The 13,441-nt window shown below is 67.8% G+C and carries 11 protein-coding genes; 5 read left to right on the top strand and 6 right to left on the bottom strand.

What is annotated here, in order from left to right:
* Window positions 1–68: 68 nt before the first annotated feature.
* Window positions 69–1,205 carry an aminotransferase class I/II-fold pyridoxal phosphate-dependent enzyme gene (locus J4G12_05075; protein MCE2455177.1) on the top strand — a complete coding sequence of 379 codons (1,137 nt, stop codon included), beginning with the start codon at window positions 69–71 and terminating at the stop codon, window positions 1,203–1,205.
* Window positions 1,206–1,226: 21 nt separating this feature from the next.
* On the opposite strand, the gene J4G12_05070 is transcribed toward J4G12_05075, so the two are convergent.
* The 5 genes from J4G12_05070 to J4G12_05050 form a co-directional block, all read right to left on the bottom strand.
* Window positions 1,227–2,396: a CoA transferase gene (locus J4G12_05070; GenBank protein ID MCE2455176.1), complete on the bottom strand. Its 1,170-nt coding sequence runs from the start codon at window positions 2,394–2,396 to the stop codon at window positions 1,227–1,229.
* Window positions 2,397–2,558: 162 nt separating this feature from the next.
* Window positions 2,559–3,389, bottom strand: coding sequence for an enoyl-CoA hydratase/isomerase family protein (locus tag J4G12_05065; protein MCE2455175.1), 831 nt, complete (start codon window positions 3,387–3,389; stop codon window positions 2,559–2,561).
* Entirely contained in the window at window positions 3,382–4,668 is a 1,287-nt protein-coding gene (locus J4G12_05060; GenBank protein MCE2455174.1) for a TRAP transporter large permease, read from the bottom strand. Before J4G12_05060 ends, J4G12_05065 begins: the two co-directional genes overlap by 8 nt.
* The gene (locus J4G12_05055; protein ID MCE2455173.1) at window positions 4,665–5,081 is read right to left on the bottom strand and encodes a TRAP transporter small permease; all 417 of its coding nucleotides are present in this window, start codon (window positions 5,079–5,081) and stop codon (window positions 4,665–4,667) included. Before J4G12_05055 ends, J4G12_05060 begins: the two co-directional genes overlap by 4 nt.
* Window positions 5,082–5,137: 56 nt before the next feature.
* The gene (locus J4G12_05050; GenBank protein ID MCE2455172.1) at window positions 5,138–6,067 is read right to left on the bottom strand and encodes a TRAP transporter substrate-binding protein; all 930 of its coding nucleotides are present in this window, start codon (window positions 6,065–6,067) and stop codon (window positions 5,138–5,140) included.
* Between the two features lie 296 nt (window positions 6,068–6,363).
* Between J4G12_05050 and J4G12_05045 the strand changes: the two genes are divergently transcribed.
* The 3 genes from J4G12_05045 (at window position 6,364) to J4G12_05035 (ending at window position 11,522) form a co-directional block, all read left to right on the top strand.
* The gene (locus J4G12_05045) at window positions 6,364–9,468 is read left to right on the top strand and encodes an FAD-binding oxidoreductase (protein ID MCE2455171.1); all 3,105 of its coding nucleotides are present in this window, start codon (window positions 6,364–6,366) and stop codon (window positions 9,466–9,468) included.
* A gap of 40 nt (window positions 9,469–9,508) precedes the next feature.
* Window positions 9,509–10,282, top strand: coding sequence for an SDR family NAD(P)-dependent oxidoreductase (locus tag J4G12_05040; GenBank protein MCE2455170.1), 774 nt, complete (start codon window positions 9,509–9,511; stop codon window positions 10,280–10,282).
* 121 nt (window positions 10,283–10,403) lie between these two features.
* Window positions 10,404–11,522, top strand: a complete 1,119-nt coding sequence (locus tag J4G12_05035; GenBank protein MCE2455169.1) for an MFS transporter — start codon at window positions 10,404–10,406, stop codon at window positions 11,520–11,522.
* On the opposite strand, the gene J4G12_05030 is transcribed toward J4G12_05035, so the two are convergent.
* Window positions 11,488–12,216, bottom strand: coding sequence for a TIGR02206 family membrane protein (locus J4G12_05030; GenBank protein ID MCE2455168.1), 729 nt, complete (start codon window positions 12,214–12,216; stop codon window positions 11,488–11,490). The genes J4G12_05035 and J4G12_05030 overlap by 35 nt on opposite strands.
* Window positions 12,217–12,487: 271 nt before the next feature.
* Here J4G12_05030 and J4G12_05025 point away from each other — a divergent pair, with 271 nt between their 5' ends.
* Window positions 12,488–13,441: an acetyl-CoA carboxylase carboxyltransferase subunit alpha gene (locus J4G12_05025; GenBank protein ID MCE2455167.1), complete on the top strand. Its 954-nt coding sequence runs from the start codon at window positions 12,488–12,490 to the stop codon at window positions 13,439–13,441.

Genomic DNA, 13,441 nt, shown 5'->3' with positions numbered 1-13,441 from the left:
TTGACTTTCAGCAACCGGACACTACCTTACGGGAACCGACCTTCCAACCCCACCGACACCCAACCCACATGAACAGACGTGGATTCGTCACCACCGGCGCGGCCGGACTTGTAGGCGCTTCGACCTCCGGCGCCCTTCTCGGCACTCTAGCAACTCCCGGCCCCGCTCGGGCTCTGGCGACGCAGCCGGACGAGACGATCCGCCTCTCCAGCAACGAGAACCCTCTCGGACTCTCGCCGAAGGCCCGCGAAGCGGCCGAGGCCGCACTCGACCTCGGGAACCGCTACCCGCACGCCCACGTGCCGCCGCTAAGGGAGGCGCTGGCGGCGTACGTCGGCGTGAAGGACGAGAACCTGGTCCTCGGGGCGGGCTCGACCGACCTGCTGCAGATGACACTTCAGGCCTACGCCGGCTCCAACGTGCCGCTCGTGATCGCCCAGCCGACCTTCGAGGACGTTTCGAGCTACCAGGGGCCCTTCGACTACGAACTGACCCCAGTCCCGCTGACCGACGCGCTGGCGCACGACGTGGGACGGATGCGCGAGATCGCGGACCGTAGGCGACGCCCGTCGATCGTCTACTTCTGCAACCCGAACAACCCGACGGGAACGATCACGAAGGCCTCCGAGATCGACGCCTGGATCGCGGACGCGCCGGAGACCACGCTCTTCATCATGGACGAGGCGTACGTCGAGTACGTGACCGATCCCGATTTCGAGTCGGCGCTCAAGTGGATCGACAGCCGTCCCAACGTCGTCGTGGTCCGGACCTTCTCAAAGATCTTCGGCATGGCCGGAATGCGGTTGGGCTACCTCGCCGCGCACCCCGACACTGCGGAGAGGATCGCGGAGTTCGTCGCCAAGAGCAACGTGAGCATACCGACGCTCCACGCCGGGCTCGCCTCCCTCCAGGACGACGGCCTGGTGGCTCGCAGCCAGGAGGTGAACGAGGCCGCGAAGAAGATCGTGACCGACACGTGCCGCGAGCTCGGGCTCGAGACGCTCCCGACCAACACGAACTTCCTGATGCACAGGATCAACGGCGACCTCCGTACCTACATCGGGAGGATGAGGGACGCGGGTCTTCTGGTGGGCAGGCCGTTCCCGCCCATGCTCGGATGGAACCGACTCTCGTTCGGTCTGCCGGAGGAGCAGGGTCGTTGGGCCGAGACGATCCGTTCGTTCCGTCAGAAAGGATGGGTCTAGCCGAAGCGCCGCACGCGGCTGCTACAACGCTCTCGGCGCTCGCGCGCGCTTCGTTGCTGACTGCCCGACCACCTCGTCGATCTCCGCCTCGGTCATCCCGACCTCGGCCAGGACCTCCCGGGTGTGCTCGCCCAGCCGGGGGGCGGGACGGCGGGTACGTCCTTCGTCGGCTCCGGAGAACTTGATCGGGCAGCCGATCCCCTTCACCCGCCCGGCCACCGAATGCTCGGTCTCGACGAGCATGCGGGCTTCGGTCTGCTCGTTCGCCAGCATTTCCGGGATGGTGGCTACCGGGCCGGCGGGTACTCCGACGGTCGCCAACGCCCCCAGCCAGTGTTCGCTGCTGCGCTCCCGCACGATGGGCGAGAGCAGGTCGATCAATTCCTCCAGGTTCTCCATCCGCCGCTCGTTGGTCTTGAAACGCCGGTCCTCGGCGAGTTCGGGAACGCCGAGAGTCTCCACGAGTCGCCGCCAGGTCTTCTGGTTCGAGGCTCCGATGTTGATCCAGCCGTCCGAGCTCCGGAAGGCCTGGTAGGGAGCGGTTAGCGGGTGGGCGCTGCCCAGCGGACCGGGAGCCGAGTCGCTGCCCAGGGCGATCGCCGACTGCCAGTAGGTGTGGATGATCCCGGCCTCGAAGAGCGAGGTGTCCACGCGCCTCCCGCGCCCGGTTTCACGCCGCTGGAACAGCGCCGATACCGCTCCCAGCGCCGCCAGCGCCCCGGCCGTGATGTCGGTCACGGGTCCGCCCACCTTCACCGGCGGTCGTCCGGATCCCTCGCCGGTTATCGACATCAGGCCGGCGTATCCCTGGGCGATCAGGTCGAACCCGCCCAAGGGCGCCAGCGGTCCGGTGCGCCCGAATCCGCTTATCTGGCAGTAGACGAGCCGAGGCCAACGAGCCGACAGCTCCTCCCAGCCGTACCCCATGCGCTCCATCGTGCCGGGGCGGAAATTCTCGACCAGGACATCCGAGTTCCCGACGATGCGCAGGAACGCCTTCCGGCCCGCATTCCCTTGCAGATCCAGCGCAACGCCGCGCTTGCCGCGGTTGAGCATCATGAACGCCGCGGACTCGCCGTTGACGGTCGGGGGCACGAAGCCCCGGGTCGCGTCTCCGTCCGGAAGCCGCTCGACCTTGACCACCTCGGCCCCGAGATCCGCGAGCATCAGCCCGCACACCGGGCCGGCCATCACGTGACCGAGCTCGACCACTCGGACGCCCGCTAGCGGAGGCGTCACCAACGCCCCTTGTCGGCCTGCGACGAAACTCGCACAAGCGCCGAGAGCGGCGACGCGCAACGTCCAACTTGGATGCAGCGTCGCTCTGCTGCGGGCGGCGTTCTCCGCAGACCGCTACGCACCGGTGAACTCCGGCTTCCGCTTCTCGACGAAGGCCGCTCGCCCTTCCGCGTGGTCCCTGGTCGCGAACGCCTCGAGCGGTTCGTCCAGCTCCTCGGCGCTCAGCTCGACCTTGCCGGCCACCTGATCGATGAAGCGCTTGTGCCAGCGATTCACCAGCGGGGCGCCGGCGGATATGCGTTCGGCGAGGGCCAGGCCGCACCCAGCCACCTCGGCGTCCGGACATACCGCCGTCACTAGGCCCATCGCACGGGCCTCCTCCGCCCCGATCAGATCGCCCGTGAGCAGGATGTGCGACGTCCAGGCCCGGCCCATCAGCTCCACCAACGGCCGCAGCTCGGCGTGAGCCATGGTGAGCCCGAGGCGGTTGACGGGCGCCCCGAAACGACTCGACTCACCGCATATGCGGATGTCGCAACAGGCGGCGATTTCGAGCCCTCCTCCCACGCAGAGCCCCTCCACGACGGCGAGCACGGGATGCGGGCAGTTCCGCACCGCCGCGAGCCCGCCCGCGATCGCGTCCGAGTAGGCGCGCACATCCGCCATCTCCTTGCGCTGGCGCTCGAAGGCCCGGATGTCGGAGCCCGCCGAGAACGCGCGTCCGCCCGCTCCCGAGAGGAGGACGCAGCCGACCTCGGTCCCCTGAGCCGCCAGTTTCCCGAATACGCGCTCCAACGCCCACCAGCCTTCGAGGTCGAGAACGTTATGACGCCGAGGACCGTCGAGCACCACCTTCCGAACCCGCCCCGCGGACTCCTCTCGAACGGTCGCGGCGGTGCGCTCGGGTCCGTCGGTCACGTGCTCGGGCACCGGTCGCTCACCCATAAATGAGGTCGACGAGGCCCATCGGCACTGCGGGCACGTAGGTCACGAGAGCCAGCACCAGGACGAGCACGGCGATGAAATTGAGGTTGACCTTGCTGACCTCCCAGATGTCCGCCTTGGCCACCGAACAGGCGGTCACCAGCACCGAGGCCACCGGCGGGGTCTGCTGGCCGATGCCGAGATTGAGGGCGACCACGAGGCCGAAGTGCACCGGATCGATCCCGGCGGCCGTGACCAGCGGCATGACGATGGGGACGACCAGGATGATCGCCGCCGCCGAGTGGAGCACCAGGCCAACAAGGAGGAAGAACGCGTTGAGCAGGAGCAGGATCGCCCAGCGGTCCTCGGTCATTCCCATGATCGCCGTCGCGACGCCCTGCGGCACCCGCGTCTCGGTCAGGTAGTCGCCCAGAAGGGCCGACGCAGCCACGAGCAGCATGACCACCGCCGTCTGGGTCGCGCCTTCGATCACCGCCTTCCGCAAAGCCGACCAGTCGAGCTCCCGGTAGACAGCTCCCCCCACGACGACCGCTGCCAACACGGCCAGTCCAGCACCCTCGGTCGCGGTCACCCACCCCGCGAAGATGCCGCCGAGCACGATCAGCGGCAGGATCAGCGCCCAGGCCGCGCGCCTGAAGGTCACGACGACCCTCTTCCAGCGAAACCGTCGCGCGCGCTTGATACCGTAACGCTTCGCGAGCAGCCATGCGATTCCCATGAAGAGCGCCCCGCCGAGCACGCCCGGCACGATGCCGGCCACGAAGAGCTGGACCACGGAAGCGTCGGCCATGACCGCGTATATTATCATCGGGATCGAAGGGGGAATGATGACCGCCAGGGTCGCCGACGAGGAGGTCACCGCTGCGGAGAACGCCTTGGAATAGCCCCGTCTTCTCATCGCGGGAATGAGGATCGACCCGAGCGCGGCAACGTCCGCCACTGCCGAGCCGCTGATCTCCGCGAAAAAGAGCGAGGTCGAAATCGACACCATGGCGAGACCGCCGCGCACGAAGCCGACGAGGGCGAGGGCGAAGTCGATCAGCCGCCGCGAAATTCCCGAGCTGTTCATTATCGCCCCCGCCAGAATGAAGAGCGGGATGGCGATGAGCGGGAAGCTGGTCGATCCGGTATACATGACCAGCGCGACGTTGGGCAGAGCGTCGAATCCCCCTGGACCCAGCACGAGCGCGAGCACGGCGACCGCGCCCAAGGCTATGGCGATCGGGACGCCCAGCAGTATGAAGAGGAGAAGGAATCCGCCGAGGGCCAGGAGGCTCACGCCCGCTCACCCGAGTCGGGGCCGCCTGCCAGCCTCAGGATCTCGGCCAGGATGAAGAGCGCCCCGCTCACCGGGATCACCGACTGCACGACGGACTGCGGTACCTGGGGCAGCGAGGTCAGCGTGATTCCCGAAAGCGAACCCGTGACCAGCACCCCGGCGTAGGTGAGCACCGCCAGAAAAGCGAAGACCACCCCCTGCGCCAGAACCGCGCCGACCAGCCTCGCCTTCCCCCGGAGTCTCTCGACGAGAGTCGGCACCGCGATGTGGGAGCCGGTCAGGGCAGCGAGCGCCGCGCCGTAGAAGGTGAGCCATGCGAGCAGATGCGAAGCGATCTCGTCGTACCAGACCAGGGCGGCACCCAGCTTGCGGAAGCCTACCCCCACCACCACTACCGTCGCCAGCGCGACCATGAGCCCGATGACGACGAACTCCAGGAAGCCCTGCAACAGTCGGGCCGCCCGACAAGTCACCCCGAACCTGCCGACTCACCGCCCGACGGTACCGAGACGGCCTCCTCCGCCTTTCTGAGCAGCTCCTCCCCGGTCGGAACCGTCTCCGCGAAGGACGCCCGGATCGGACCCGCCGCCTCTCGGAAGCTGGCCAGATCGGGCGCGTTGACCGTGAGGCCCGAGTTCGCCAGCAGGCCGAGCAGCTCCTCGTCGAGACGCTCCGCGGTCTCGTGGACGAAGTCCTGGGTAGCCCGCGCCTCCTCCTGCAGAACGTTTCGCGTTTCCTCGGGGAGCGCGTCCCACCATTGCGGCGACACGACGACGAAGGCAGGCGTGTAGACGTGGCGAGTAAGTGTGAGGTAATCCTGGACCTCGTGAAGCTTCGATGCCCAAATCTGAGGCAGCGGGTTTTCCTGGCCGTCGATCACTCCGGTCTGGAGGCCGATGAAGACCTCGGAGAGCGGCATGGGAGTGGGATTGGAGCCGAGCGACTGGAAGAGTCGCACCCGCCAGATGCCGCGCGGCGTGCGCAGTTTGAGCCCTTCGAGATCCGACGGCGTCTCTATGGGGCGGATGTTGTTGGTGACGTGGCGGTAGCCGTTCTCCCAAACGGCGAGGATGCGGTAGCCCCTCTCTTCGGCCAGCGGAGCGAGGTCGGGCCAGACCACATCCCGCTCGATCGCCCTCATGTGCTCCCGGTCCCGGACCAGGTAAGGCATCTCGAAAATGCCGAACTCGTCGATCTGCGACGACATCACCGTCGAAGGCAGACCGAACTCGGCGGTGCCGAGCCTTATCTTCTGAAGTACCAGTTCGTCGGCTCCGAGCTGGCTCGATCCGAAAACGACCACTTCGTACCCGTCGAGGCGAGCGTTGGCCCTGCGGGCGAACTCCTCCGCCGCGAGAGCGAAGAGCGACCCAGGCTCGCCCACATGCCCGAATCTCATCGACACCACGCCCTCTTCCGCGCTGTCACCGGCCGAACACACCGTCAGGGCGAGAGCGACGAAACTGACGAGCCAGTGCGACCTCGGCCTGCGGTCGGCTACCGGGCGGGGGGCGGCAGCCTCGCGGTCATCGCCTCGGATGCGGGCAGGGAGTCGGTGGACGCCTGCGGGGCTGTTCTGGAAGATGGGGATGGTCGCTCGGGAAGGTGCCATGGCGGTGTGGCGGTGCGCGCGGGCCCGCCCTATGCTGAATGTACTTCGCCGCAGGCCGCTAGTGTCAATATATGATAGCGAAGATGGCGCACCCGTCCCGTTCCGCATCGCTCGGCTCCGCATCGCTCGGTGAGCTCTTCGCCGGTAAGATCTCGGGCGAGGTTCGCTTCGACGCCGTAACCCGGGCGATTTACTCAACCGACGCCTCGCACTACCGGATCGAGCCGCTAGGCGTGGTCTTCCCGCGCAATGCGGCCGATGTAGAGGCCATCGTCGAGGTGGCGCGAGCCGAGGGAGCGCCGCTTATTCCGCGTGGGGGCGGTACCTCGCAGTGCGGCCAGGCGATCGGGCGCGCGGTGGTCGTCGACACCAGTCGCTGGCTCACGGGGATAGGGCCCCTGCTGCCCGACCGGGGCGCGGCGGCGTGCGCGACAGTCGATGTCGAGCCCGGAGTCGTCCTCGACGAGCTCAACGCGCACCTGAAGCCCGAGGGCCTCTGGTTCCCGGTGGACCCCTCCACGGGAAGCCGGGCGACCATCGGAGGCATGGCCGGCAACAACAGCGCCGGCTCCCGCTCGCTCCGCTACGGCCCCATGGTCAGGAACGTGGAAGCCGTGGAGGCCGTACTCGCAGGGGGCGAGCGGCTCTCGTTCGAAGAAGGAAGGATCGGGCGGGGTGACTTCGCCGGGCTCGGGGCGAGCCGCCCGGAGCCGGGACGGCGCGGCGCGCGCCTGCGCCGACGGCTCCTCGAGCTCTACGGGGCCAACGAGGCCGAGATCGGCGACAGAATCCCGCCGACCCTGCGCAACGTGGCGGGCTACCGAGTGGAGGAGCTGGCGCCCGGGCGCGAGCACTTCGGCAAGCTGCTCGTCGGCTCCGAGGGGACGTTGGCGTTCTTCACGCGGCTCCGCCTGCGCTTGGCGACCGTGCCCGCGAGACGGACGCTCGGCGTCTGCCACTTCTCCACCCTTTACGCCGCTCTCGGCAGCGTCGAGGCGATCGTCGCGCTGGGACCGAGCGCCGTCGAGCTCGTCGACCACCGGGTTCTCGAGCTCGCGGGACGGATTCCCGACATGAAGGACGCGATCACCCGTTCTTACGGTTGCCGGGCCGAGGGGCTTCCGGGCGCCGTTCTGCTGGTGGAGTTCTCGGGTGCGCCGACCGACCGGCTCGGCCGCTCTCTCGATGGACTCGAGGAGGTCCTCGCCGGCCGCGGCAGCGTCTCCGCCGTCCACCGGGTCGAGAGCCCGGCAGCGCAGGCCGACGTGTGGCGGGTGCGGAAGGCGGGAATGAGCGTGGTCATGTCGATGTCCGGTCCCAGAAAGCCGATTTCCTTCATCGAAGACTGCGCCGTGCCTCTCGCCAGGCTCGAAGAATACGCCCGTCGCGTGAACGCCATCTTCGAGCGCCACGGCCTGAGCGGCACCTGGTACGCCCACGCCTCGGTGGGCTGCCTTCACGTGAGACCCGCGCTCGACCTGGCCGACCCCGACGACGTGAGACGATTGCGCGCCGTCGCGGAAGAGACCCACGAGGTCGTGCGCGATTGCGAGGGCACGCACTCGGGCGAGCACGGTGACGGCATCACGCGTTCGGAGTTCCTGGAACCGATGCTGGGAAGCCGCATGGTCCGGCTCTTCGCCGAGATCAAACGGACGCTCGACCCCGAAGGGCGGATGAATCCCGGCAAGATCGTGGATCCGCATCGGATGGACGACGCCTCGCTCTTCCGGCTTCCGCCCGCAGCCGAGTCGGGTGCGGCGGCAGGATCGCGCGGCTCGGGGTCGCGCGACTCCGCGCGGTGGCGCGGCTCGGCGGGCGAGAAGCCGCTCCCCACCGTTCTCGCCTGGGAGGGCGGGCTCGCCCGGGCTGCGAGCAGGTGCGACGGCAACGCGGCCTGCCGGCGGCTCGAAGGGGGCGTCATGTGCCCCTCCTACCGGGTCACCCGTGACGAGCAGCACTCCACCCGCGGACGGGCGGGCGCCCTGCGCGCGGCGCTCTCACTCGACGCTGCGGAAGCGGCCGCCGCGCTCGATTCGTCTGAGATGGACCGGGCGCTCTCGCTCTGCATCTCCTGCAAGGCCTGCGCCCGGGAGTGCCCTGCGGGAATCGACATGGCGGCGATGAAGCTGGAGTGGATGCATCGCCGCAACAGACGCTACGGCGTGCCGCGGCGGGAAAGAACGTTGGCGGAGCTGCCGAGGTGGGCGCCGCTCCTCGGCCGAGGAGCGGGCGTTCTCAACGCTCTGGGTCGCAGCGCCGCGCTCAGGAAGGCAGCGGACCGTTGGCTGGGAATCTCGGCCCGACGACCGCTTCCCGAGTGGTCACGGGCGCCGTGGTCGGAGCAGGAGCTGCTCGCCGACCCGAACGACCGGAAAGCCCCGGTCGCGAAGAGCGAAGAGACATTCCGGGTCGCGCTCTTCGTGGACACCCACACCCGCTGGTTCGAACCGGAGATCGCTAGATCGGCGGCGAGCGTGCTAAGGTTCCTGGGCCTGGAGCCGGTTCCGCTCGGACCGACGGGGTACGGCGGGGCGGGCAGGACGTCGACCCCGCTCTGCTGCGGGCGTACCTACCTTTCGGCGGGCATGGTGGACGAGGCTCGGACCGAGGCTCGGCGGCTCGTTGACGCGGCGCTCCCGCCGGCGAGGAAGGGAGTGCCGGTGGTCGGCCTCGAACCGAGCTGCGTCTCCGCGCTCACCGACGAGATTCCCAAGCTGCTGGGCACCTCCGAGGCGCACGAACTCGCATCGAACGTAAGCCTCTTCGAGGAGGCGGTGGTCGATCTACCGCAGGCCAGGCGAAAGGCCGACTCCGGCAGCCGTCCCGACGCCGGAAGCGGACGTGAGATCCTGGTTCACGCGCACTGCCACCAGAAAGCTGCCGGACTCGAGCTGGTGACGCAGCAGGCGCTTAGGCTACATCTGCCGGGGGCGAAGGTGTCGACAGTGGCCGCAGGCTGCTGCGGCATGGCGGGCTCGTTCGGGTACCGATCGGAGTACCACGACACCTCTTTAGCCATGGCCGAGCTCGAGCTGCTGCCCGCCCTTCGGAGGAGTCCCGAGGCCGTCGTCGTCGCACCGGGCACGAGCTGTCGGGCTCAGATCCGGGACGGGCTGGAGAGGGAGGCCATGCACGCGGCCGTTCTCCTCGCCCGCCGGCTGGACGTTCGAGGCCGTCGGCGGTGATATTGACTCAAACCCGGTCACCCTGACTCCAGCCCGAACCATGCCACGAATCACAGGCAAGCGCGCACTCATAACCGGAGCCTCGGCCGGTATCGGCGAGGCCTGCGCCCGCACGCTCGCAGCCCAAGGGGCGCATCTGCTCCTGTCGGCACGCCGCGAGGACAGGATCCGCCGTCTGGCGGCCGATCTCACCGCCGAACATGGGATCGCTGCGGAAGGCGCCTCGCTCGACGTCACCGACTCCAAGGCGGTCCGGTCCTACGTCGCCGACCTTGAGGAGCGCGGGCTCGTCCCCGACATCCTCGTCAACAACGCCGGCAAGGCCCGCGGTCTCGACCTCTTCCACGAGGGCGATCTCGCCCACTGGGACGACATGGTCGACACCAACCTCAAGGGGCTGCTCTACGTCTCGCGGGCGGTGCTGCCGCTGATGGTCGAGCGCGACTCGGGCCACGTGATCAACATCGGGAGCATCGCCGGACGCTGGGTCTATCCGAAGGGCGCCGTCTACAACGCGACCAAGTTCGCGGTCTGGGCCCTCAACGAAGGTATGAACATCGACCTCGTGGGCACCCGGGTAAGGGTGTCGAGCGTCGACCCCGGGCTTACGGAGACCGAGTTCAGCGAGGTGCGTTTCGACGGCGACTCCGAACGCGCCGCCTCGGTCTACGGCGACACCGTGCCCCTCACCCCGGAGGATGTGGCCGACGCGGTCGCTTACGTCGCCAACACTCCGCCCCACGTGAACGTCGTCAATCTGGTGATGATGCCCACAGTGCAACGCCACGCCATGGTGATCCATCGAGACTTCTAAAGCGAACCGTCCACGCTGGAAACGACCGCTCCTCTTCCGGGGCGGGGCCCCGACCGGCGGCTCCGACAAGACCATAATCCTCACCCTCTGGCTGCTGATCTTCTCGTCCGCATGCCAGACGATGATTATCGCGCCCATCCTCCCGCTGATCGGGGAGGAGCTCGTCGTCGATGCCGCGATCATGGGCACCTTCGTCGCGGCCTATTCCGTCATGCTGGGCGTCTTCGCGATCATATCGGGACCCGTGTCGGACCGTGTGGGCAGGCGGCGCATCCTGCTCTGGGGCGCGGCGGGCATGAGCGTGGCTCTGGGGCTGCACGCCTTCGCGACCGACTACTATTCGTTTCTGGCGGTGCGCATCCTCGCCGGAATGGCCGGGGGCGTGCTCACCGGCGCCGCAGTCTCCTACATCGGCGACTATTTTCCTTACGACCGACGCGGATGGGCGAGCGGATGGGCCATGAGCGGCTCCGCAGTCGGGCAGGTGGGCGGCATTCCCATCGGCATCCTGCTCGCGAACGGGTTCGGCGTCAAGTCGCCGTTCTACCTCTTCGGGTTGACCATGGCCGTCGCCACCCTCATGGTCTATTTCCTGGTCCCTCAGCCCAAGATCCGCCGCTCGCGTCTGCCGCTCACGATCGTGGGAGCCGCGAGAGGATATGCGCGGCTGCTGCGCAGGCCCGTCGTCGCGTGGGCCGCGGCGGCCTACTTCATCATGTTTCTGGGCATCTCGCTTCTGGTGACCTACTTCCCCATCTGGCTCGAGACCTCCGTCGGGATCGAGGGCTCCCAGCTGGCCCTAATGTTCGCCTTCGGAGGAGTCGCGAACGTGGTCAGCGGACCCCGAGCCGGAAAGCTCTCGGACCGGGTCGGCCGGAAACGTCTCGTCCTGATCGCCTGCATCGGTCTCTGCGTCCTCACTTTGGCCACGGTCCCGTTCGTGCGGAACGCCTGGCTCGGCTACATCTACTTCTTTCTCACCATGGCCCTCGTCGCCATGAGACTCTCACCGTTCTCGGCTCTGCTCACATCGCTCGTGAGCGGCAGGAACCGCGGGCAACTGATGAGCCTCACAGTCGCCGCAGGCCACGTGGGATATGCGGTCGGCTCCGCAGCGGCGGGCCCGGTCTACGCCGACAGCGGCTTCTTCGTGAACACCGTGCTTGCCGCCGCCTTCATAATCGCCACCGGAATCCTGGTGTGGTTCAAGCTCCCCGAGCCCCCCGTCGGATCCGGGTAGACCTGCCTCGTCGGAAAGGCAGATACATCAACACGAAGAGGGCGAACGCGACGAACTCCGTTAGCAGAAGGTACCAGGGCCAGCTCGGAAAGACATCGAAGAGCGACTGCGATTCCGGCTTGGACACGAGGTACATGTAGTTGGAGCCCAGCAGGAGGTTTACCGGGTAGAGGGCCAGCGCGTAGATGTTCAGAATGACGAAGGCGACCACGAGGTCACGAATCCCGGGTCGGTATTCCTCGACGAGCACGACCCAGAGCCCGGCGATCACCAGGAGTCCGTGGGAGAGCATGGTGGCCAGGTAGGCGATGTGGGCGATGCCGTGTTCGGCCGAAGGCGTAAGCAGCGCCTGGGATGCGCCGGCGACGCCGAAGAAGTACATTAGGGTGCGCGCCCAGCGCGCCCGGCTGACCAGCCCGTAGACGCTCACCCACACCATCACGCCGCACAGGTGCAGGGGGAGGTCCGAATCGAGCTGCCATCGTCCCACGCTCGCGCTCCATCCGTTCGAGAGCGACTCGCCGATGAGGAAGCCCGCGACCATGGCCCATCTCAGCCGCGACCTCCGCGCCTTCGAGCGACGACCGCCCCGCACCATCAGGAAGCCCACGACCGCCGCCAGCGCCAGGGTGGCCAGGTGCGCGGTCCCGAAGAGTGGGAAGGGAACGAGCTCGGGGGAGAGAAAACGGGTCACCGGACCAGCCGTATCGTGGCGCTCGAAGCAGTGGCAGCCCGCAGCCAGGAACTGCCACGGTAGAGCGGCGCGTCATCGACGGACTGTTCTGCATCGGAACACCCTGCGCGGCTCCGGTGTTCCCCATCGTTCGCCATCACCGCGTCTCCGGCGGACACCGGCTCCGGCCGACTCGGCGGTCGGCGTTCCCAGGTTCTCGCCCATGTTTCGCCCGCGAGCGGCCGACGCCCGCGCTCTCCACCCCGCACGCGCCTCCATACCGTCTCACGAAATGCAGTTCGAATTCGAGCGCAATATCGAGACGATACGCACCCAGATCGAGAAGCTCAAGCGCGACTCGAAGCAGCGCGGACAGGACTCCTCCCGGATCGAAGAGATGGAGACTCGCCTGACTCAAGTGACGAACGAGACCTATCGGAACCTCTCTCCCATGGAGCAGGTGCAGGTGGCGCGTCACCCGCGTCGTCCTTACACGCTCGACTACGTGGAGCGGATCTTCACCGATTGGATCGAGCTCCACGGCGACCGCAACTTCAGGGACGACGAGGCGATCGTGGGGGGCTGGGCCCGCCTGGGCGATCGTTCGCTGATGGTGATAGGGCATCAGAAGGGGCGCGACATGAAGGAGAACCTTCGACGCAACTTCGGCATGCCGCACCCCGAGGGCTATCGCAAGGCGCTCCGCCTCATGCGCCAGGCCGAGAAGTTCGGACGCCCGGTCGTGACCTTCATCGACACGCCGGGCGCCTTCCCCGGAATCGGGTCGGAGGAACGCGGGATCGCCGAGTCCATCGCCCGCAACCTCCGGGAGATGGCCTGCCTGAAGGTGCCCACGGTCTCCGTGGTCATCGGAGAAGGCATGTCGGGCGGCGCCCTGGGTATCGGCGTCACGGACCGGATCGTCATGCTGCAGCACTCGATCTACTCGGTGATCTCTCCAGAGGGATGCGCCGCCATACTCTGGCGCACCGCCGAGAAGAAGGAGGAGGCCGCGGTGGCTCTTCGGCTCACCGCCAAGGACCTCGTCGAGATGGGGGTGTGCGACAAGATCGTGCCCGAGCCCGACGCCGGAGCCCATTCCGATTGGGACGCCGCCGCCAAAAGCCTGAGCTCCGCCCTCGGCAGTCTGCTGGACGAACTCGCAGCCCTGACCCCGGACGCGCTGATCGCGGCGCGCCACGCCAAGTACGAAGCCGTCGGAGCCTGGCGGGAGGCGAACGCGTAG

This window comes from Gemmatimonadota bacterium (assembly GCA_021295815.1).
Classification (GTDB): domain Bacteria; phylum Gemmatimonadota; class Gemmatimonadetes; order Longimicrobiales; family Gaopeijiaceae; genus JAGWBQ01.
This window is presented reverse-complemented; position numbering and strand designations above follow the sequence as displayed.